This window comes from Bradyrhizobium sp. STM 3843 (genome assembly GCF_000239815.1).
In the GTDB taxonomy this organism is placed as follows: Bacteria; Pseudomonadota; Alphaproteobacteria; order Rhizobiales; family Xanthobacteraceae; genus Bradyrhizobium.
Window position 1 is genome coordinate 24,864 of the sequence record NZ_CAFK01000229.1, and the last position, 20,554, is coordinate 45,417.

Genomic DNA, 20,554 nt, shown 5'->3' on the forward strand with positions numbered 1-20,554 from the left:
GCCGAGATCATCGATCGAACGATCGCTTGCGGTGACGCGCGTGCCGATGCGCGAGCCGTGCGCCTGACCTCTGGCCCGGCGCATAGCCTCGTACAGCTGGACGCCATCCCGCTCGGCGATTGGGGCGCACTTTGTGATCGCGCGCTGGAGCCGAATGGCTATTACCTCCCCGACTGGGAAGCCGCAGTGAACGCCTCCGCGCGCGGCCGGACCGGTACGTCGGCGCTGTGCGTTTGGAACGACGGCCCGCCCGCGCGCCTGATCGGGTTGATGCCCGTCACCTCGTTGTGGCGCGCGTACAAAGTGCCATTGCCTGCGCTGGTTAGCGGCCACCCCTATGGCACGTTGTGCACACCGCTGGTCGATCGCGACCTTGCGGAACCTGCCGTCGCGCAGCTTCTCCGGGCGGCCCGGCAGGCCGGCGCGCGGGCGCTGCTGCTGCGCGACGTGGCTCTCGAAGGCGCTGTCATGCAGGCGATCACCTCTACGCTTGCCCGCGAGGGTCTGGAACCGCGTGTGCTCCAATCCTATTCGCGCGCATGCCTTGAGGCGACCGGCGACGGCGATGACATGCTGCGCGATGCGCTGGGACCCAAGAAGCTGAAGGAGTTGCGGCGGCAGCGGCATCGGCTGGCCGAGCATGGCCCGGTCAGCTTTGATATCGCGCGCACGCCGCGTCAGGTCGCGCTCGCATTGGAAGCCTTCCTGGAGCTGGAAGCCAGCGGCTGGAAAGGCCGGCGCGGCACTGCGCTGATCCAGCACGAAGGCGACGCCGCCTTCATCCGCCGCGCCGCACCCGCGCTCGCCGCCAACAACCAGTGCGAGGTCGTGACCCTGCGCAGCGGCGATACGGCCGTTGCCTCGGGCGTCGTGCTGCGGCATCAGAGCCGCGCCTTCTTCTTCAAGCTTGGCGTCGACGAGCGCTACGCAAAATACTCCCCGGGCGTGCAGCTCACAATCGCGCTCACTCGGCATCTCTGCGCCGATCCCGCGATCGCCTCGGCCGACTCCACGGCCGCGCCCGACCATCCGATGATCAATCCGATCTGGCGAGGCCGGCTTGCGATCGGCGATGTGCTACTGCCGTTGCGCGCCCGCGATCCGCTCGTGGAGCTGATCCACGCTACGCTCGCCGCGCGCCGCAATGCGCTGGATGTGGCTCGCCGCGGCGTCCACATCCCGCGTGGCCTGCGAACGCGCTAGCCTCTTGCGCTGCAGCTACTCCGCCGCCTCTGCGTTCACCTCCGCCGAGACCTGGCGGATGGCGCGGGCCAGCATTTGCGGATCCTGCGCACCGGAGACGGCGTATTTTTGCGCGAACACATAGGTCGGCACGCCGGAGATGCCCTTCTCGGCCGCCTCCTGCGCCTGCGCTGAAACCAGGGCGACATCCTCGTCGGTGGCGAGACGACGGCGCACATCGTCACCATCAAGCCCGCAATCGGCCGCCGCCTGCACCAGCACGTTGACGTCGGTGAGATCGCCGCCATCGCGGAAATACAATTCCATCAGGCGCTGCTTCATCTCTGCCGCCTTGCCGACCGCCTCGGCCCAGTGAATGAGGCGGTGGCAGTCGATCGTGTTGGGCTGGCGCGCGACCCGATCGGGACGATAGCTCAGCCCCTCCTGCTCCGCAGCCGCGACCACGCGACCGGCAATGCCTTGATAGGCTTCGACCGAGCCGAACTTTGTCGTGAGATATTGCTCGCGACTGATGCCTTCCCGCGGCACCCAGGGATTGAGGAAGAATGGCCGCCAATGCACCTCGACCGGAACGTCGGGCACCAGCTCCAGAGCCTGCTCGATCCGATGCTTGCCGATATAGCACCACGGGCAGACGACATCGGAGACGATGTCGATGACCAGCGGCTTCACGCTGCTCGGTGACGTGCTCATGGCGGATCCTCTGGTCGCGACGGTCCGCCCAAGATAAGCCGCCTTGAGCCCAGCGCAAGCGAAGCCTAGAGGTTGGCGGCGATCTCGCGCAACCGCGCGGCAGTCAGTTCGTCCGCGGGAAAGAAGGTCTCCAGCGCCAGTTCCGATAGCGTGATGTCGACGGGCGTGCCGAATACCATGGTGGTCGACAAGAAGCTCAGCACCTCTTCTTGCTCGCCATGCCGCAGTCTCAAGGGGATCGCGATGTCATTGGTTGCCGGCGGGCCTAGTCGCGCCGGAATCGGATAGGTCTTCAGCTCCTGATAGAGCTTAACCAGCTCGGGATCGGCGGTCGCCTCGCATTGACGATGCAGCCGTTCGAGCAGATGGCCGCACCATTCGGCCAGGTTGACGGTGCGGGGCGCCAGCCCTTCGGGATGGAAGGCAAGGCGCAGGACGTTGACCGGAGATCCCAGGAGCCGTTGCGGAACACCGGCGAGCAGCGCCGCCACCATGCGGTTGGCCGAGACGAGATTCCAATGCCGGTCCACCGCCAGGGCTGGATTGGGCTCATGGGCCTTCAGGACCAGATCGATCGCCGCACGCGCCGCCGTGAGCGCGGGATCATCGAGCGGCCGTTGCGGGAACGCCGGCGCGTAGCCGGCGGCGACCAGAAGCACGTTGCGATCTCGAAGCGGCACGTCCAATCGCTCCGCCAGTTTGAGGACCATGTCGCGCGAGGGCGCGGCGCGGCCGGTTTCGACGAAGCTCAAATGCCGGGCCGAAATCTCCGCATCCAGCGCGAGATCGAGCTGGCTGAGATGACGCCGCTGCCGCCATTGCCGCAAATGTTCGCCGACATGAACGGGGGTGGCGCGGTCGGCGCGCGCCGCAGATGCATGTGCGTTCATGCCGAGAAACCTATCACGCGGATGTCAGGGCTTCCATTACGCACCAGGTAATCGAATTGCCTCGCCCGCCGGATCATCTTCGCGTCCAAGGAGATGAGTATGAGCACGCCGGCCGGCCCCGACGCACGTCCCCCTTCCGCGATCCTGGAATGGTTGACTGGATTTGCCACCTGGCTGTTGGCGCGCTCGCTCAACATGCCGGAGCCATTGGTTGCCGCGACCGGCAGCCTCGTATTTGCACATGTGCAGGCCTTCGAGACCAGAGCGGTCAAGACGTTGCGAGCACGACGTCTGTCTCGTCGTCTGCAGTCATGGCTGCGCTGAACACGAAAGCCGCAAACCGCGGGGATGATCATGATTTCGGCGGTGCGCGCGCATCGTTCCGGGGATAGAGTCCGCGGGACAGCGCGAGGGATTGCCGTGGCAGATCGGGTGAGCGGGACGGAGGGCTATGCCGAGGAAGCGGACGATCTCTTCGTCCGCTACGAAAGCCATCCCGCGCAGGATCTACATCGTGCCGTGCTGCACCTCATGCCGAAGCCCCCGGCCCGCGTGCTGGACATCGGCGCGGGCACCGGCCGCGATGCCGCCTGGCTGGCTGGACTGGGCCATCAGGTAGTCGCGGTCGAGCCGACTGACACATTGCGGCTGCGGGCGATGGCGCTGCATCCCTCGCCGGCCATTATCTGGATCGATGACAGCCTGCCGGAACTTGCGGCGCTACGCGCGCGGGCGGAGAGCTTCGATCTGGTGATGCTGACCGCCGTGTTCATGCATCTCGATGCCGAACAGCGCGCGCAGGCGATGCCGAACATTGCGAGCCGAATTGCGGCCGGCGGCTGCCTGATCATGCGCTTGCGTCACGGGCCGGTGCCGCCGGGTCGGCGCATGTTCGAGGTCGCAGACGACGAGATCATCGTACTGGCGGGATCGCAAAACATGACGCTCGTCTTCAACGAGCATGCCGTTTCGAGAGACGCGAGGAACCAGGCCGCCGGCGTGACCTGGACGACGCTTGGCTTCGTCAAGGCGCCCTGACGAGAGCGCAAGCGACGCGTGCGCGCCGACCTCAGGCGCTGGCGCCCTCTGGATCAGGCCGCCTGGGCCTGTTCGTTGAGTGAGGGCCCCTTGCTCCGTCTGACGCCGCTGTTGAGGCCGCGCCTGGCCTTGGTTGTCGGCTTGGTTCCGGCCTTTCCATGGGTCGTGGTCTTGACCGTGGACTTGACCCTCGGCTTGACCTTGGCGCGCGAGCCACCCTTTACCGACTTCTCGGCCTTGCGCTTGGCCTTCCGTTCTTCCTTCTCCTTCAGCCTGATCCGCTCCGCCCGCGCCTCGGCGCGCTTCTTCTTGCGCTTCCGTTCGCAACCCTCGCATTTGCAGCCGATCGGCTTCAGGTAGGCCTTGAAGTAGTCGGTTCCGTAATCGTAGTTGATCTCCTCGCCCGGCTCGATGTTCTTGATGGCGCGGATGAAGATTTTCTTCTTGCGCGGCTTGACGTCGGATTCGGCGTTCGGCCGGCAGGAATGATTGATATAGCGGGCGATGTTCTCGCGGACCGATCCGTCGATGGTCCAGCGCTTGTCGAGCTCGAACAGATATTTGTTCTCGACCGCATCGTCCTCCTCCTTCTTGGTGTCCAGGAGCGGCCCGAAATACCGGATGATCTTCTCACCCTTCTTGATCGGCTTGGTGGCGAACAGGCCAAGACCGGTCTTGGACCGGCCGATGCGGTAAGGTTTGTTCGACGAGATGACAGGCATGATGGGAGTGTGTTGGCAGGTGACGACGTCGCAAGCCCGTCGTTCTAAGACAAATTCTGGGCAAAGTCAGGTCCTTCCGGACGCTTTATCGCCTCGTCCCCAACTTGAGCACGTCGAACAAAAGACAAAAGTTGGAGGTCTCAAGCAGGCCATGAGAAACCGTCGCAAGCCATCAGCCGTTTTTGCAGCCTTGAACGCGTCCTTTGCCGCGCTCATGTGCGTTCCCGCCTGCATGGACAGGGCGATCGCCCAGCCTGTGTTCGGCAGCACCTACTCCACCACGGCCGCGGCCAACTGTTGGAGCGCAGAAGGTAAGAAGGACGCAGACGAGCACGCCTCGCGCATCTGTCGCGGCAAGGCCGGCCTTGTCGTATCGGTGAATGTCGATGATTTGCGAGAGACGGTCTCGGCCGGTCGCAATCGTGACGAAGCCGCCGGACAGCCGGCCGCGCGGACCTGGTTCGCGCCGTTCAGTTCAGCCTCCCCCCGGGTCGAATGGCGCATGGCCGGCAGCGAGCCGTTCGCGCTGATCCAGCGCTGGCAGATCGCCGACCAGTCCGATCAGGACAAAGCGGGGCACCCGCGGGACAAATCGCTCTTGATCGTGACGCGGCTGTCGCCTGGCCCGGTCTGCCATGTCGCCTATATCGACACCGCAGCCAATCCTGATGCCAATGACCTTGCCCGTCAGGCCGCCGACCAGATCGCGCAGGGCTTCGAATGCGGCAAGGATCAGGTCAAGATCGTCGGCAATCGCGGGCGTGCAGTCGAGCTGGCCATGCAGCACTAGCGGTCCGACGCGCTCTTCCGTGCGCTGCTTTTGCGTACGGTCGAGCGCTTGGAGAGGCGAGCGCGCGGCGATGACGTCGCAGCGCGCTTCCTGCCACTGGTCTTGGTCTTGCGTGCCTTCTTCGCAGCGACGCGCATGTTGTCCACCAGATTGGGATAGCGCCGCCCTGCCCGCTTGGCGCTGCGTTTGGCGGCCGATTTTTCGGCCGAGGAGAGATGCGTCGGCGCCTTGCCGGCGCGCTTGCGCGGATTTGCTTTCTTCCAGGGAGCGCGGGGAGTTCGTGCCATGCGCATCAACGCATGAGGGCTGCTCAGGTTTCGCCCCTGCAGCTTACGGATGCGGGCGGCCGATCGTGGTCTTCAGCATCGCATCCAACAATGTTTCGGCCGTTGTCCCCGCCGGTGCGCGACGCAGGATGTCGACGAGCCGGCCCTCGAGCAGCAGCATGGTGTAACCATGCACCAGCGACCAGGCCCGCGCGATCGCCGCAGCCTGCTCCAGCGACAGGCGTTCCTCGGCAATCGGCTCATTGCGCTCGGCGCTGATAGCCCCCGCCAGTCCGGCAAAAGAGGCTGTTGCCGCATCGTGCAGCGAGGGCCGCGTGTAATCCAGACGCTCGGTCCGAAACATCAACCCATACATGCCGGGATTGGCCTGCGCATAGGCGACATAGGCGCGGGCGCGCGCCGGCCCCTTGTCCGCGGGCGCGATTGCGCCCTCACCCGCAGCCTTCATCGCGGCGTTGAAGCGGCGAAAGCCGATCGCGGCGAGCTCGCTCACGAGCCCGGTCAAATCGCCGAAATGATGCGCCGGAGCCGCATGGGACACGCCGGCCTCGCGGGCCACGGCCCGCAAGGTGAGCCCGGCAAGCCCGTCTCGCTCCAGCACCCGCTCGGCGGCTTGCAGGAGCGCATCCCGCAAGGCGCCATGATGATAGGGCGTCGCAGCCTCTCCCGCGCCGCTTGGGCGAGCGTTACGGCGCGGCCGTGGCGTCCGCGCGGGAGCTGTGTGGTTGCGGCGATTGCGTGCTTTGGTGGGCTCGGGCTTCCGTGTCATCAAGGTATCATATAGCATCATTTTGACACTGTAAAGATATGGTGTTGCGCGCGCCCGGTTTGTTGACTCGAAGGATTGATCCGGCACACGGCCATAGGCGCTGTGCCGCAGCGTTTCGTTCCTGCACTCACATTATTTTGACACCGTCAAGATTCGACTTGACGATCAACAGAGACAGGCGCTATCTATCTTTCCAGTGTAAAGATTGGCTCTGGAGGGGCCATTCATGGCGATTTTCCTGATCCTTGCGCCCTACGGTGTCTACGCCGCGCTGCTGATGGTCGCATCCGCGACGCTCAGCCTCGCGGTGGGCGCGGTGCTTTGCTTTGCGGTGGTGGCGCTCGACGCCAGCCGCGGCCGCTCGATCAAGATCCTGGGCGCGGGATCGGCGGTTCTCTTCACGGCCCTCGCCTGCTACGCCGCCTGGATCAATCCTGCGATCAGCTCCTCGACCGTGCGGCTCACTGTCGACGGCGGCATTTTTGCGCTTTCACTCGGCTCCATGCTGCTGCGGACGCCGTTCACGCTGCAATATGCGATCGAGTCGGTGCCTGCGGAAACCGCCGCCATGCCAGGCTTCCTGCAGGCCAATTACGTCATCACCGGAGCCTGGACCCTGGCGGCGGCCCTGATGATCGTCGGCAATCTGATGACCCTCTACGTGCCGGGCCTGCCCTACTGGAGTGGGCTTGCAATCGCCATTGCCGCCCGCAACAGTGCCCTCTATTTCACCAGATGGTATCCGGCCTATCGGCGCTTGAAGGAACAAGCCCAAGCGGCGACCGGGCTTGCGCAGCAAATTTGATGTTCTGCTTCAAGTCCCGCGGCGCCTCGCCATCAACCGCACATCCAAACATTCTAATCACTGCAAGAGCTTGGCCAATGTTCTTTGGTAGCAACATCCGCTAGGGTGGCCTGCTTCGGAAGCAACGGATGTTGGTGCTGGAACTCAAGCTGCAAAGCAAGCCCAATCACAGGACGCGACGATGAAGGACGTTTTCGTCAGGCTGGCGACCGATTTTCTCTCTGCCCTGATCTTTCTCGCCGTGTATCTCGTCACCGACAGCGTCGTGCTGGCGACATCAGTCGCGATCGCAACCGCAATCGCGCAGGTGATCCATGCACGGCTGAAAGGCCGGTCGCTGCCCTTCATGACCTATGCGAGCCTGGGGCTCGTGGTCGTGCTCGGCGCCGCGACCCTCCTCACCCATGATCCCCGCTTCATCTTCGCCAAGCCGGCGATCGCTCATTTTGCGGTCGCCGTTTTCATGCTCCGGCGTGGCTGGATGCTGCGCTACGTGCCTCCGATCGTGGCCGAGACGATCCCCGAATATGTGACGGTCGCAGGCTACGCCTGGTCAGCGCTGATGCTCGCGCTCGGGATTGGCACCATTGCGGTGGCTGCGACCGGCGACCTCAAGCTCTGGGCGCTCTACATCACCGTTGTTGCCGGCGGGACCAAGATCGCCGCTTTCGCGATCCAGCTGATCGCGTTTCGTCTGATCGTCGCAAGCCGCATTCGCGCCGCCCGCGCCTGATCGCCGCAATGGGCTTATCGACAAAGATGCGCTATAGCGGCGGCCGGACGACGCCCGAGCCGGACAGCGAGAGTAGGATTCGGCGCCGGAGGAGCAACGCGAGGAGAACGATCGGATGGCTGTGGACGGCAACTGGAATCTGACCCTGAACACGCCGATGGGCGAACGAACCGCGACCTTGAGCCTGCAGAGCTCCGGCAGCACCCTGACCGGCACGCAGGCCGCGGAAGGCGATTCCGCCGAGATTTTCGAGGGCACCGTGAACGGCGACGATGTCGCCTGGAAGGTCTCGATCACGAGCCCGATGCCGCTGACGCTCGATTTCAAGGGCAAGGTCACCGGCGATGCGATCGCAGGCGAGATGGGCATCGGCTTTATGGGCAGCTTTCCCTTTACCGGCGCGCGGGCTTAACCAGGCGCGTGGCGGATTGAGAGGCCCGCTTCATCCGTGAGCGGGTCTTTTCGCGTCCTGATCCTTCTGATCATCGGGCGATGTCGAGGAAGTGGCGACCTTCCTTGTCTTCGGTCTCGATGATCCAGGCGTCCGGATCGAAACGAAGCTCTTTGGCGAGCCGCTCCTCGATGTCAGCTTCCGGCAGCGGCTGTGCTGAGGCCGCCACGAAAAAGCGATCGATCGGCCGGCTGTCGTCATAGACGGTCTGCGGCGCCGGCACATACAGCATGGCCGTGCCATCCATCAATGCGACTTTGACGAAGACAGCACCGGCCTCCTCGGCGCCGCGCCGGCGGACCGCGCCGAACGCACCTGTAGCCTGGCAGCGGCGCAGATAGGCCGCGACCCAAATGCTGGTTTTCAATCGCATCGGAGAACTTCAGATTGGCGCATCAGCGCGCGGTGGGCAGCGGCGCAACAAGCCCCCTGCTCTATTCGATCGGATGGCCGATGACAATCGCGAGCTCGCGTACCATGCGATCGGAGACCTGTCCCGTCACCGGCAGCTTGCGGTCGCGCTCGAATTTCTGGATCGCGGCCTGGGTGTCCGGTCCCACCATGCCGGTGGGCTTCAATTGCCCGTAGCCGTATTCGGTCAAGGCACGTTGGATCGCGGCGACGCGGTGCGGGTTGCCGCTCTGAGCCAGAGGCGGCTGCGGCCGTGTCGTCGCCCCCTGTCCGCCGCTCACGGACTTGACGAGATCGGCCAGCGGATCGGAATATTTCTGATCCCCCTTGGCTTCCCCGACTTTCGCATCGACCACCTTGGTCTCGGCCGTCTTTGCTTCAGATGGCCGCGTTTCGATCGCCTTCGGGTCGAACGGCGAGATGTCCGCCTCGGTCGGGCGCGGACGCGGCAATGGATTTGAACCGGGCAGCACCGGCATCGCCACGAATGCGCCGAACATGGGGGCCGGATGCGGCCCCGACTGCAGGAACACTGCATTAACGATGATGGCGCTCGCCGCGGCGCAGGCGAGCAGGCCCGCAAGCAGATCCTTGGGACTGTAAAGCAGCGCGCGCATCAACAGGCCGCGCTCGTCGGCGGTTTCCACCGCGACGGCAGCGGCGCGCTTGCGACGGCGCGGCGTCTCGTCCTCGTCTCCAGCTCGTCTAGGCACTCTTCTTCACCTGAAACGCCTGTCCGGACTGCACTGTGCGCGCGGCCGGAGCCAGGGTCGTGATCTTGCCGCCATCCGGCAGCGCGAAGGTGAGCGGCAACGCCACGGTTACCGTGGTCCCTTCGTCGAGCTTGCTTTGTATCGACATTTCGCCGGCATGCAAGTTCACCAGACTCTTCACGATCGAAAGCCCAAGCCCGGTTCCCTCGTGCCGACGCTGGTAGGTCTTGCCGGCCTGGAAGAAGGGATCGCCGATCCGTTTGAGGTCGTCGGCGGCGATCCCGACGCCGTTATCGGTCACGCGCAGAACCAGTCGCACGCCTTCCACGGCAGCCGCGACCGTCACCTTGCCGCCCCGCTCGGTGAACTTGATCGCGTTGGAGACGAGGTTGAGCACGATCTGCTTGAAAGCGCGCGGATCGCCGGTCAGGTCAGGCAGATCCTGCGGCGCGTCGGCCGACAGATCGACGCCGTTCTCACGGGCGCGCAACGCCAGAAGGTTGCAGCAATTGAGCAGGGCCGCACGCGGTGCGAACGGCTCGGGCGCAATCTCGAAATTGCCCGATTCCATCTTGGACATGTCGAGAATGCCGTTCACGACCGAGAGCAGATGCTGGCCGGAATCGTTGATCAGCTGAGAATATTCGCGACGGCGGCCTGCGTTCAGCATCAAGGCCTGCTCCTGCATCAGCATTTCGGAGAAACCGATGATCGCGTTCAAGGGCGTGCGCAGCTCATGGCTCATTGTCGCCAGGAAGCGCGTCTTGGCCGCATCCGCCTGCTCGGCCGCACTGCGCGCCAAGTCCAAGGCCTGTTCCTGCAGCTTGCGGTCGGTCACGTCGCGCATGACAGCCACGACCTCGGCATCGGAGCCCAGGCTCGACGAGCCCGCCCGTTCAAGCGGCCGGCAGCGCATCTCGACCCAGATGAAATCGACGGCATGCGTTGAGCCGCACACATCCTCCGGCGTGTCCCGCCGCAGCCTAAACTCGACGCCGACTTCGGTGCCGCGCGCCGCATCCGACAATGCGGTCAGATAGGCCGGACGATCGGCGACATGGACTCGCTCGAACAGGCCATGCTCGTGAAGCTGTGCCGCGGGCACACCAAGCAGAGACTCCGCGGCCGGCGAGATGAACATGACAGCGCCGTTGCGACGATGCCGCGAGATCACGTCGCTCATGTTGCGCGCCAGGAGGCGATAGCGCTCCTCTTCTCTCGACAGCAGTGTAACGCTGGTGCGCGCCAGCGCATCGGCGGCAAAGGCGATCACCGAGGCATAGAGAGTGGCCGAAGCCACACCGACGCCCATCAAGCTGACACGTAGCGCAGGGTTGCTTTCAGGAGGTGGCAGCCAGCCGAAATCGCCGATCAGGATCAGCGCGGCGGCACAGCCGAGCGCAAGCAAAGCTGCGAACACGACCACCCGGCGCGAGGCCGACAGCGAAGCCTCGATCGGAATGACGACCAACCAGACCGCGGCGAAGGACTCCATGCCGCCGGTCTCGATCGCGACGGCCATGATCAATGCCGACAGCGCGAGCGACGACAGCGCGTAGGCGCCTTCGTAGTAACCCGTGCGCGACAGGAACCAGGACAGCAGAATCGGTGCGATCAGCCACGCCAAGGCCCCGACCTCGAGCGCACTGGGTGCGCCGCGCATGGCGAGATAAGCAGGAAACACCGCGAACGCGGCCAGGCTGCCCAGCAGTCGCGGCGCGATGAAGGCGCGGTGCCGCGCACATGTCAACGCGTCGGTTCGAGCCGATGGATGCAACAGGGCATCAAGACAATCGCGGATGATACTCAACACACTCACGGCTTTCGCGCCTCGGCCTAACGGTCGTCCTGCAGGAGGACGCGCCGGGACGGCCCCTGTCGTCGCGTGTCACCGTCTCAGACTCCCATTAAGCGAACGCTAAGGCCCGTCCCCTGCGGGCTGCGGCATTCGGCCGGGATGGTGAACGCAAAGTTTCCGTGTGCGCATAGTTGCAAAAGCGTTCGGCGCCTCCGGAAGCGCGTCCGTATCAAGCAAATATTTACTCATCGAAAAATCACTGCAGGATTTCGCGATTTCTCAACCAATTAAGCTCAATGCAAGCAGTCGCGATTTATCAAAAGAGGTAGTTGCCGATCCGGCGCGTCGCTGAAGCCAACGCAGGATCAGGCGAGACGGTCGGGGTCGCGTAAATGTTTTTTCTGCTTCGCATGGCGTTCTGGCTCGGGCTGGTGCTTGTGCTGCTGCCGCGGGAAAAGACGCCCGAAACCGACAAGCTGCCGCAGATCAATGCCCAGGAAGCGGTGCAGGCTGCGACGGCGGCGGTCTCGGACATGAGCCAGTTCTGCAAACGGCAGCCGCAGGCCTGCGAGGTCGGCGGCCAGGCCGCCACGGTGATCGGCCACCGCGCCCAGGAAGGCGCGCGCAAGATCTATCAGATCATCACGGACAAGGCCGAGAAACAGGCCGGGCCGGAGAAGCCGATCGGTCCGGAAAAGCCTGCCAATCTCGACAAGCGCTATTCCGATCGAACCGGCTCGATCGACGCCCCCGTGATCGAGGAACTGCCGGCAGGCGAAGCGCCGGCCGACACGCTCTCGGCCGATGATCTCGCCATGGAATGGCATCTGTCGCCGACGCTCTAGACCGCGATGGGATCGGGTCAGGTCGCCATCACTCTCCAGGTTTTTGATTGAGCAGGATCTCCGCGCCAACGCGTTCCGCGTTTGTCGCGGGGGAAACCCGCTTCGCATTTTTCCGGATCACGCTCCAAGCGATCGGAACTCGTATCGCTTTCAGCCTGTCGGTCGCCTATATAAAGGCTTAGACGGGAATGACGAGCATCATGACGATCGACGAAATCCGCGACAACTTCGCACTGCTTGACGATTGGGACGACCGCTACCGGTACGTGATCGAGCTCGGCCGCACCCTGACCCCGATGTCGGAAGCCGAGCATTCGGCCGAGAACAAGGTGCAGGGCTGCGTCAGCCAGGTCTGGCTATCCAAGCACATCGGACGCAGCGGCCAGGAACCCATCTTGACCTACATCGGCGACAGCGACGCGCACATCGTGCGCGGTCTGATCGCGATCCTGCTCACGCTTTATTCCGGGCACACACCCCGTGAGATTCTGGCCATTGACGCGCCTGCGGTATTCGACGAATTCGGCTTTCGCGAGCATCTTACTCCGCAGCGGTCCAACGGCCTGCGGTCGATGGTCGAGCGCATCCGCAGCGACGCCCGCGCGGCGCTGGCCACGGCCTCGTGAGGGGGCTATTTACCCCGCTCGGGACGCTGCTGTCCCAGCCCCATTTTCTTCGCAAGCTGCGAGCGCGTGACCGCGTAGTTCGGCGCGACCATCGGATAGTCCGGCGGCAGGTTCCACTTCTCGCGATACTGCTCAGGCGTCATGTTGTACTGGGTACGCAGGTGCCGCCGCAGCGACTTGAAGCGCTTGCCGTCCTCCAGACACACCAGATAGTCGGGGTGAATCGACTTCTTCACCGCTACAGCCGGTTTCGCCGGTTCGGGCGCGCCCTCCGGCCGTCCGTTGGCCACCCGCTGCAAGGCGGAGTGCACCTGGCTGATCAGGTTCGGGATCTCCGCCGCCGGCGTCGGATTGTTGCTCAGATAGGCCGAGACAATACTGGCCGTCAGGTCGATAAAGCTTTTGCCAGCGCTCTCTGTCATCGGAACCTCGCCTCGCTGCCCAAGTATCACGGCAGTCGAATCCCATAAACTACCTCATCACGAGCAATATTATGGGCCGACAACCAAAGGCGTGACAAGAAGAGTATCGCATTATTCTTGGAATACCGTTAGCTGCCCAAGTAGAGGCGCGAGCGCAAGGCCCCGCGCTCGGCCACGCTGATCCCGTGAGCCGCGTTGATCCCCTGGCGGCGCTGATCCAGTGGTCAGCGGCGCTGATCCAGATGCGTGCGGAGCTCGTCGATCGAGGCAAATCGCATCATGCCCTCCGGCATCTGCGCCTCGATCGAACCGTCCGAATAGAGCGAATAGGCCATGCCGTCGACAACGCCGGACTTGATGACGGCGACGGCGGGAGTTTCGGCCGGACGCGACAGCGGCGGCGGTTCCATGAACGCAGGGGCCGCACGCGCCGGTCGGCGCTGCAAAGGAGGCAAAGGCGGCAAAGGCGGCAAGACTGGCTCTGGCGCACGCATGCGCTCCTGCTGCGGCCAGGTCTCTTCGAAGCTGGGCGGCGATGCCGGCAAAGCGGGTTCCTCCATGGGAAGTGCAGGAGGCTCGCTCATGGGCGGTGCGCGAAAGTCAGGCATGACCGGATCTGCGGCACGTTTCTCGGCGCGCTCGCGCTCCCTGCGCGCGGCCGCCGCCTCGAACAGGTTCCGCCTCGGCTTGAGCTCAGGGACCACGGGCTCCGGTTCGGGCTCTGGTTCCGGCTCGGGGAGCATCGGGCGCTCCAGCGCCCGGCTGCTGCGCCCGCGCGGTGATCCGCCCTCCCGCCAAAGATCTTCGATCGGCGGAGCAGCCGCGACATCGACCTCGTCCCGTTCCCGCTCGCGACCGGGCAACTTGAGCGCCTCGGGATCCGCGTCGGTCGAGAGGCGGAGACGAAGCCGGTGCGACATCACCTTCAATTCGCCGAGGACGGCTGAAAGCCCGAAGAGAAGCAGCCCGGTGCAGACCGCGATGGTTCCAGAAAGGACCATCGTATTGCCGAAGCTGAATTCCTTGACCGGAATTCCGTATGCGATCGCTCCGAGGCCCGCCAACACGGCGACAGTCCCGGCGACCAACAGGGCGCTCATCATCAAACCGACCCTTCGATGCGGTGGCTCAGGATCGCAGTCCTAAGCTAAAATCGCATTAGAATCCAACGGTTGCCTGCCTTTTTTGACCCCGTGTCTCGGCAACACACCGCGACATTTTGCAGCAAAACAGCAACTCGCGACGCCCAACACAACGCATCCGTCAGATACCGTTGCCACGACACCGTCACAAAGTACAGGACAGCAAACCCGGATTTCCACCGGCGGTTTACCCCCGACCTCTTTGCACGGCGGTTCAGCGTGCGTTCATGTCATTGTGCCAATAGTGCAGACATGTACCGGGACCCGACCATTGCTGCATTGCAACGAAGGTCTTATGTCTCGTTTACGAATTACTTGGAAACACAATCGCGCTATAGGAGCCCCCCGGGGAATAGGCCTTCAGCTTGCGCGCGCAGGTCGTCAGGGACGCCGGGTTACCATCAGCCATGACATCGATTACGACTTCGGTCATCGACACGCCTGCGCGGCGCACCGTCGAACGGACCTGCGACGATCTTGCGATCTTCGTGCTTGCTGCGGTCGCAGTGGTCGCCGGCTTGACGTTCCGCGACTACGGCCTCGGCTGGGACGACTACACCCACGCCGAATATGCCGATCTGTTGCTGCGCATGTACGCGTCCGGCTTCAAGGACACCTCGGCGCTCTCCTTTGCCAACCTCTATATGTATGGCGGCGGCTTCGACATGGTCGCAGCCCTGCTGCACAAGGTGGTTCCGCTCGAGCTGTTCGAAACGCGGCGGCTGGTTGGTGCTGTTGTGGGGCTGATCGGCCTTGCCGTGACTTGGCGATTGGCGCGCCGGATTGGCGGCGCGGTGGCCGGCCTCGCGGCCCTGCTGCTGCTCGCACTCTGTCCGATCTATTACGGCCACATGTTCATGAACCCGAAGGACGCTCCGTTCGCGGTCGCTATGGTGGTTCTCTTGATGGGTCTGGTCCGGCTCGCGGAGGAGTACCCCTACCCTTCGCCGCGCACGATCCTGATCGTGGGCATGGGCGCCGGCCTGTCGATCGGCTCGCGGATTCTGGGCGGACTGGCGCTGGTCTATGCCGTCGTCGGTTTCCTGCCGCTGTTCCTTGAGGAGTTCCGCACGCAAGGCTTACGCGAAGCCACGCGCCGTCTGGTTCGCGCATTCTATGTGCTGCTACCCGGCTTGATCCTCGGCTACCTCATCATGGGGCTGATCTGGCCGTGGTCGATCATCGAGCCGGCCAATCCGTTCCGCGCGCTGACCTATTTCTCACACTTCTTCGAAAAGCCCTGGAAGGAGATGTTCGACGGCGCGCTGGTTTCGGTGCCGGACATGCCGTGGTCATATCTGCCGACCTTGTTTGCGCTACAGCTGCCGGAACTGATGCTCGGCCTGTTCCTGGGCGGCGCGGTGACCTCGCTGCTGTCCTTGACCCGCGACGATGTTACGGCCCGCAAGAAGAGCATTCTCCTGATGCTGACGGTGGCCGCGACGCTGCCGATCCTGATCGCGATCGTGAAGCGTCCGGCGCTCTACAACGGCATCCGCCATTTCGTGTTCGTGATCCCGCCGATGGCGCTGCTCGGCGGCGTCGCCTTCGCGAAGCTGCTGGATTGGCTGGGCACTGACCAGCGGCGGGCCTGGCAGCCGGTCGCGGTCGCCGTGTTCAGCTTCGGTCTGCTCCTGCCACTTGCCGAGATGATCCGGCTGCATCCGTACCAATACACGCATTTCAACTACATCGCGGGAACCGTGCGCGAGGCCGACGACCGTTTCATGCTGGACTACTGGGGACTGGCGCTCAAGCAGGCCTCCGACGGCCTGAAAGATCAGTTGGATGAGCGCCAGGAAGTGCCGCTTGACGGACGCAAGTGGAAGGTCGCCGTCTGCGGCCCGCAGCGGCCTGCGCAGGTGGCGCTCGGTCCCGATTTCACGATCGGCTGGGACAGCCAGGGCGCCGATTTCGCGATGACCCTTGGCGAGTTCTACTGCAAGGGTCTCAATGCGCCCGTGATGGTGGAAATCAAGCGCGACGACGTCGTGTTTGCGCGGGTGTATGACATCCGCGGCAAGAGCATCTCGAGCCTGCTGTCGATCCCGGCACCGTAGAGTTCGTCCTCGTGACAACAAGAAGGCGGCTGTCCGAATTCACGGACAACCGCCGGTCTCCGCTCCTTCAGCCTCAATGGCCTCAGAAGCGAGCGTCGATATCGACCACGTCGATGAGCTTGTGATTGACGAACTCCTTCAATCCCAACCCGAGCAGCTCACGACCATAGCCGGACCGGCGGATGCCGCCGAACGGCAGATCGGCCTCGACCTTGGTCGGATGGTTCACGAACACCATGCCGGTCGAGATACGCTTGGCGACGTCGGCGCCATGAGCCGGGTTGGACGTGAACACCGATCCGCCGAGGCCGAAAGGCGAATCGTTGGCGATGCGCACGGCATCGTCTTCGTCCTTGGCCCGGAACAGCATCGACACCGGCCCGAAGAACTCCCAGTAGCGTGCTGGATTGTCCTCGCGGACCTCCGTCAGGATCGTTGGCTGCACGAAGGCGCCGCGGTTCGGCACCGGCGGTCCGACCTCCTCTGCTTTTGCGCCGAGCTTCACGGCCTCGCGGATTTTCTCTCTCACCTCGTCGGCAGCCCCCTGCGACGACAGCGGCGCCAAGGTCGTCTTGGGGTCGAACGGGTCGCCGGCAATCAAACCCGCGACGCCCTTGCGGTAGCGTGTGAGGAACTCGTCATAGGCCGGATCAACGACAATCATGCGCTTCGACGACACGCAGACCTGACCGCCGTTCCAGTGGCGACCGAACACCGCCCACTTCGTGGTCTTGTCGAGCTCCGCATCTGCCAACACGATGAAGGCGTCGGCACCGCCAAGCTCCATCGTCGACTTCTTCAGCGCCTTGCCCGCCTGTGCCGCAACGAGTGAACCCGCAGCCTCCGAGCCGGTCAGCGCGACCCCGTGGACCCGGTGGTCATTGAGAATCAGCTCGATCTGCGATCGGGTGGCATAGAGATTCTTGAACGCGCCTCGCGGCAACCCCGCCTCCGCCATCAGTCGCTCGAAGGCGGCCGCGGATTGCGGCACGTTGGAGGCATGTTTCAGGAGCAGCGTGTTGCCGGCCGAAAGCTGCGGCGCCAGGATGCGGGCGATCTGGTAGTAAGGAAAATTCCAGGGCTCGATCGCCAGCAGGACGCCGAGCGGCTCATGGACGAGAACGGCATCGCCTTCGGCCGCGTCGAGCACCGGCAGTCTTTCCGGCGCGAGCAGCGCCTCGGCGTGGCGGACATAATATTCGAAGATCTTGGCGGAGAGCTCGACCTCAGCCTTGGCTTCGCCGAACAGCTTGCCCATTTCCAGCGTCAGCAACTTCGCATAGGCATCACTGTCGCGCCGCAGAAGATCGGCCGCCTTCTGAAGGATACGGCCGCGCTCGCCGAACGACGTCTGGCGCCAACTGAGAAACGCCGCATGCGCGCTGCTGATGGCAGCTCGCACGTCGTCATCGGTCGCATCCGGAAAGGAGGCAAGCGTCTCACCTGTGTACGGGTTGGTGGTTTGATAGGCCATTTGTCATTCTCCGTTCGAGCGCCCTCTTGCCCGTTCTGCGCGACCAGCGGCGAGATCCTTGCGGATCGAACCATGTGCGTGTACGCCGCATGCCGTATTGCAGGCTAATGACCGCACGAAGGTGCGCGTTGACCAAAATCAACCGGCCGGGGGTCGTGCGCTGGTCGCGACGGAGTGAACCATGACGTTTCTGGTGACCGGCAGTTCCGGCCATCTCGGCGAGGCGCTCGTCCGCACGCTGCAGGCGCGCAATTGCGACGTGCTGGGAATCGACATCCTGCCCGGCGCCTTCACGCATCGGGTCGGCTCGATCGCCAATCGCGATTTCGTGCACCGGTCGATGCAGGGCGTCGCCACCGTCTTGCACGCCGCAACCTTGCATAAGCCGCATGTGGCGACCCACAGCCGCCAGGCCTTCGTCGACGTCAACATCACCGGCACGCTGAACCTGCTCGAAGAGGCGGCGGCCGCCGGCGTCGCGGCCTTCATCTACACGAGCACCACGAGCGTGTTCGGCGATGCCTTGATTCCGCCGGCCAACGAGCCCGCGGCCTGGGTGACCGAAAGCGTCACGCCGGTTCCGAAGAACATCTATGGCGCCACCAAGGCCGCTGCCGAAGATCTCTGCCAGCTGTTCGCGCGCAACCAGTCCCTGCCCACCATCGTGCTGCGGGTCTCGCGCTTCTTTCCCGAAGCGGACGATAACGCCGAGCTGCGCGACGCCTATGCTGACGCCAACGTGAAGGTGAACGAGTTTCTCTATCGCCGCGTCGACATCGAGGACGTGGTGGAGGCGCATCTGCTGGCTGCGGCCCAGGCGCCCGCCGCGAGGTTTGCGAAATACATCATCAGCGCCACCTCGCCGTTCTCGCCGGAGGATCTCGCGGAGCTACGCCGGCATGCGCCGCAGGTGGTGCGACATCATGTTCCCGACTATGAGCCCGAATATGCGCGGCGTGGTTGGACCATGTTCGCTGGGATCGACCGAGTCTATATAAACGAGAGGGCGCGCCTCGAACTCGGCTGGCGGCCGCGCCACGATTTCCGATCGATCTTGACGCGGCTTGAGGCCGACCGGGACTTCCGCAGTACGCTGGCGCAGGCGATCGGCAGCAAAGGCTATCACGACCGCAGTTTCGCTGACGGCCCCTACCCGGTCGGACACGGGCCGAGTTAAGAGGCCCAACGCTGCGTAACTGGACCGGGCCGCACGAATGTGCTATCTAGAATTCACACACCCTCTACACGTCTTGGAATGAAACGCCGCCCAATTCCGGGCGGCGTTTTTGTTTGGCGAGCTCGGGACGTGCGGTCCGCGCGAAGCCGCGACGCTCTGCATTCAACTCTGCAGCTCTTCCGCAAGCCTGCGTTCGACGAAGCGCCGCTCGTGATCTGCAAGCTTGGTTGCGAGCAGGCTTCGATAGCGCCGCACATTGGCTTCGCGAGAGAAGCGGGCGCGGGACGATAGCCGGATCGTACGGCCGCGCAGACCGTGCGTCGGCATGCGCCCCTCTCCGTCCGGCGAGCCCGCCCGTGCATCCACGTTGATCAGAGATGGGACCCGCATCGCCGCACCGCCCCGCGGTCGCGGCGGCTGATCCTCATGGTCAAGCTGCCGCAGCGCGCCGAGGATGTCGGCGAGCCGAAGCGGCTGATGAACTCCTGGGATGTTTCGCCAAGCCGGCTGGTCCTCGATTGCGTACATGTCGGACGCCCAGGACGACAGGATCAGCCGTTTCTCCGCGGCGGACAATCTGTCATCGCCGAGCACCGCAGCCGGTGATGCATAATGCGAGACGGGATGAAACGCGGCCTTCCCGAGATTGATCGAAATACTGCGCTCGCTCATGTCGTGTCTCCTACCAATGCTCCTTTCGCAGAGACAGTTTTGTGAATGCGGAAGCGGCCGGTCGGCCGCCTCCGCGAGGGACTAATCAGGCCGTCTGGACCTCAAGCGGCTTTCTGCTGCGCGATGGTCTCGACCGGCGCGGCGCCGATCGCGATCCGGCGCGGCTTCATCGCTTCCGGAATCTCGCGCACCAGCTCGATCCGCAACAGGCCGTTGTCGAAAGAGGCGTTCGTCACCTGCACATAGTCGGCAAGGTTGAACTGCCGCTTGAACGGACGCGCGGAGATGCCTTGATAGAGGTATTCGCGGGCATCCTTGTCGGTCTTGCGGCCTTCCACCGTCAGCACGTTAGCTTCGGCCGTGATGGCGAGCTCGTCCGGGCTGAAGCCCGCAAGCGCCAGCGAGATCTGGTAGCGGTCTTCACCGAGCCGCTCGATGTTGTAAGGGGGATAGTGGTCCTCGACCCCGCGCTGCGTCTCGTCGAGCAGATCAAACAGCCGGTCGAAGCCGATGGTCGAACGCCAGAGCGGCGTAAAGTCGTAAGTCCTCATAGCCAGGTCCTCCTGAGAGCAAGATGGATACGAAGGAGCGCAAGGCCGGTGCCAGACCTGGTTGGTACGGGACCGGTCCTGCGCCCAGGCAGTTCGCCGGGCCCGACAGGCGCCCGGCGCCGCTTGCGGCGGCAACAAGCGACTTAGAAAAACGGAAGTCGGTTTCAAGAGGGAAGCCGAAATTTTTTTGACGGTCCAAGAGAACGATTGCCAAACATGGTCTTGACCGCGCCCCGACATTTTCCCAGCTAAATCGGCGCCAAAAATCCTCTATCAGCCTGT

At 63.9% G+C, this 20,554-nt stretch carries 24 protein-coding genes; 11 read left to right on the top strand and 13 right to left on the bottom strand.

Annotation, left to right across the window (positions count from 1 at the left end; all coding sequences use genetic code 11):
* Positions 1-96 precede the first annotated feature (96 nt).
* On the top strand, positions 97-1,203 hold the full coding sequence (locus BRAS3843_RS23920; RefSeq protein WP_244425454.1) for a GNAT family N-acetyltransferase: 1,107 nt from the start codon (positions 97-99) through the stop codon (positions 1,201-1,203).
* A gap of 15 nt (positions 1,204-1,218) precedes the next feature.
* Here BRAS3843_RS23920 and BRAS3843_RS23925 read toward each other — a convergent pair whose 3' ends face one another.
* Both BRAS3843_RS23925 and BRAS3843_RS23930 read right to left on the bottom strand, forming a co-directional pair.
* Positions 1,219-1,896 (bottom strand): DsbA family oxidoreductase, encoded by a 678-nt coding sequence (locus BRAS3843_RS23925; RefSeq protein WP_008971654.1) that lies wholly within the window; start codon positions 1,894-1,896, stop codon positions 1,219-1,221.
* Between the two features lie 65 nt (positions 1,897-1,961).
* Positions 1,962-2,786, bottom strand: coding sequence for a helix-turn-helix transcriptional regulator (locus BRAS3843_RS23930; protein WP_008971655.1), 825 nt, complete (start codon positions 2,784-2,786; stop codon positions 1,962-1,964).
* Positions 2,787-2,885: 99 nt separating this feature from the next.
* On the opposite strand from BRAS3843_RS23930, the gene BRAS3843_RS23935 reads away from it, so the two are divergent.
* Together BRAS3843_RS23935 and BRAS3843_RS23940 are read left to right on the top strand one after the other, a co-directional pair.
* Complete coding sequence (locus BRAS3843_RS23935; protein WP_008971656.1) at positions 2,886-3,110, top strand: hypothetical protein; 225 nt, start codon at positions 2,886-2,888, stop codon at positions 3,108-3,110.
* 96 nt (positions 3,111-3,206) lie between these two features.
* Positions 3,207-3,824: a class I SAM-dependent methyltransferase gene (locus BRAS3843_RS23940; RefSeq protein ID WP_008971657.1), complete on the top strand. Its 618-nt coding sequence runs from the start codon at positions 3,207-3,209 to the stop codon at positions 3,822-3,824.
* A gap of 53 nt (positions 3,825-3,877) precedes the next feature.
* On the opposite strand, the gene BRAS3843_RS23945 is transcribed toward BRAS3843_RS23940, so the two are convergent.
* Positions 3,878-4,546, bottom strand: a complete 669-nt coding sequence (locus BRAS3843_RS23945) for an SET domain-containing protein (protein ID WP_008971658.1) — start codon at positions 4,544-4,546, stop codon at positions 3,878-3,880.
* On the opposite strand from BRAS3843_RS23945, the gene BRAS3843_RS23950 reads away from it, so the two are divergent.
* The gene (locus tag BRAS3843_RS23950) at positions 4,524-5,336 is read left to right on the top strand and encodes a hypothetical protein (RefSeq protein WP_244425453.1); all 813 of its coding nucleotides are present in this window, start codon (positions 4,524-4,526) and stop codon (positions 5,334-5,336) included. The two genes, BRAS3843_RS23945 and BRAS3843_RS23950, sit on opposite strands and share 23 nt — an antisense overlap.
* Here BRAS3843_RS23950 and BRAS3843_RS23955 read toward each other — a convergent pair.
* Positions 5,333-5,623, bottom strand: a complete 291-nt coding sequence (locus BRAS3843_RS23955) for a hypothetical protein (protein ID WP_008971660.1) — start codon at positions 5,621-5,623, stop codon at positions 5,333-5,335. The two genes, BRAS3843_RS23950 and BRAS3843_RS23955, sit on opposite strands and share 4 nt — an antisense overlap.
* Positions 5,624-5,666: 43 nt before the next feature.
* Positions 5,667-6,392, bottom strand: coding sequence for a TetR/AcrR family transcriptional regulator (locus BRAS3843_RS23960; protein ID WP_008971661.1), 726 nt, complete (start codon positions 6,390-6,392; stop codon positions 5,667-5,669).
* Between the two features lie 226 nt (positions 6,393-6,618).
* Between BRAS3843_RS23960 and BRAS3843_RS23965 the strand changes: the two genes are divergently transcribed.
* The 3 genes from BRAS3843_RS23965 (at position 6,619) to BRAS3843_RS23975 (ending at position 8,342) form a co-directional block, all read left to right on the top strand.
* The gene (locus BRAS3843_RS23965) at positions 6,619-7,197 is read left to right on the top strand and encodes a hypothetical protein (protein ID WP_008971662.1); all 579 of its coding nucleotides are present in this window, start codon (positions 6,619-6,621) and stop codon (positions 7,195-7,197) included.
* Between the two features lie 181 nt (positions 7,198-7,378).
* A complete protein-coding gene (locus BRAS3843_RS23970; protein ID WP_008971663.1) occupies positions 7,379-7,930 on the top strand; it encodes a septation protein IspZ in 552 nt (183 codons plus the stop codon).
* Positions 7,931-8,045: 115 nt separating this feature from the next.
* Complete coding sequence (locus BRAS3843_RS23975) at positions 8,046-8,342, top strand: hypothetical protein (RefSeq protein ID WP_008971664.1); 297 nt, start codon at positions 8,046-8,048, stop codon at positions 8,340-8,342.
* Between the two features lie 70 nt (positions 8,343-8,412).
* On the opposite strand, the gene BRAS3843_RS23980 is transcribed toward BRAS3843_RS23975, so the two are convergent.
* The 3 genes from BRAS3843_RS23980 to BRAS3843_RS23990 form a co-directional block, all read right to left on the bottom strand.
* Positions 8,413-8,754 (bottom strand): DUF1491 family protein, encoded by a 342-nt coding sequence (locus BRAS3843_RS23980; RefSeq protein ID WP_008971665.1) that lies wholly within the window; start codon positions 8,752-8,754, stop codon positions 8,413-8,415.
* A gap of 61 nt (positions 8,755-8,815) precedes the next feature.
* Entirely contained in the window at positions 8,816-9,505 is a 690-nt protein-coding gene (locus tag BRAS3843_RS23985; RefSeq protein ID WP_008971666.1) for a peptidoglycan-binding domain-containing protein, read from the bottom strand.
* Positions 9,498-11,315: an ATP-binding protein gene (locus tag BRAS3843_RS23990; protein ID WP_244425455.1), complete on the bottom strand. Its 1,818-nt coding sequence runs from the start codon at positions 11,313-11,315 to the stop codon at positions 9,498-9,500. Before BRAS3843_RS23990 ends, BRAS3843_RS23985 begins: the two co-directional genes overlap by 8 nt.
* A gap of 380 nt (positions 11,316-11,695) precedes the next feature.
* On the opposite strand from BRAS3843_RS23990, the gene BRAS3843_RS23995 reads away from it, so the two are divergent.
* Together BRAS3843_RS23995 and BRAS3843_RS24000 are read left to right on the top strand one after the other, a co-directional pair.
* Positions 11,696-12,148, top strand: a complete 453-nt coding sequence (locus BRAS3843_RS23995) for a DUF5330 domain-containing protein (protein WP_008971669.1) — start codon at positions 11,696-11,698, stop codon at positions 12,146-12,148.
* A gap of 200 nt (positions 12,149-12,348) precedes the next feature.
* Positions 12,349-12,774 (top strand): SufE family protein, encoded by a 426-nt coding sequence (locus tag BRAS3843_RS24000; RefSeq protein ID WP_008971670.1) that lies wholly within the window; start codon positions 12,349-12,351, stop codon positions 12,772-12,774.
* Positions 12,775-12,779: 5 nt separating this feature from the next.
* Here the strand turns inward: BRAS3843_RS24000 and BRAS3843_RS24005 are convergent, their stop codons facing one another.
* Positions 12,780-13,196, bottom strand: coding sequence for a MucR family transcriptional regulator (locus BRAS3843_RS24005; RefSeq protein ID WP_008971671.1), 417 nt, complete (start codon positions 13,194-13,196; stop codon positions 12,780-12,782).
* Positions 13,197-13,420: 224 nt separating this feature from the next.
* A complete protein-coding gene (locus BRAS3843_RS24010; RefSeq protein WP_008971672.1) occupies positions 13,421-14,299 on the bottom strand; it encodes a hypothetical protein in 879 nt (292 codons plus the stop codon).
* 446 nt (positions 14,300-14,745) lie between these two features.
* On the opposite strand from BRAS3843_RS24010, the gene BRAS3843_RS24015 reads away from it, so the two are divergent.
* Positions 14,746-16,398, top strand: a complete 1,653-nt coding sequence (locus BRAS3843_RS24015; protein WP_008971674.1) for a glycosyltransferase family 39 protein — start codon at positions 14,746-14,748, stop codon at positions 16,396-16,398.
* Between the two features lie 82 nt (positions 16,399-16,480).
* On the opposite strand, the gene BRAS3843_RS24020 is transcribed toward BRAS3843_RS24015, so the two are convergent.
* Entirely contained in the window at positions 16,481-17,872 is a 1,392-nt protein-coding gene (locus BRAS3843_RS24020) for an NAD-dependent succinate-semialdehyde dehydrogenase (protein ID WP_008971675.1), read from the bottom strand.
* A gap of 181 nt (positions 17,873-18,053) precedes the next feature.
* Here BRAS3843_RS24020 and BRAS3843_RS24025 point away from each other — a divergent pair, with 181 nt between their 5' ends.
* Positions 18,054-19,049 carry an NAD(P)-dependent oxidoreductase gene (locus BRAS3843_RS24025; protein ID WP_008971676.1) on the top strand — a complete coding sequence of 332 codons (996 nt, stop codon included), beginning with the start codon at positions 18,054-18,056 and terminating at the stop codon, positions 19,047-19,049.
* A gap of 162 nt (positions 19,050-19,211) precedes the next feature.
* On the opposite strand, the gene BRAS3843_RS24030 is transcribed toward BRAS3843_RS24025, so the two are convergent.
* Entirely contained in the window at positions 19,212-19,721 is a 510-nt protein-coding gene (locus tag BRAS3843_RS24030; RefSeq protein WP_008971677.1) for a hypothetical protein, read from the bottom strand.
* Between the two features lie 101 nt (positions 19,722-19,822).
* Entirely contained in the window at positions 19,823-20,272 is a 450-nt protein-coding gene (locus tag BRAS3843_RS24035; protein WP_008971678.1) for an Hsp20 family protein, read from the bottom strand.
* Between the last annotated feature and the right edge of the window lie 282 nt (positions 20,273-20,554).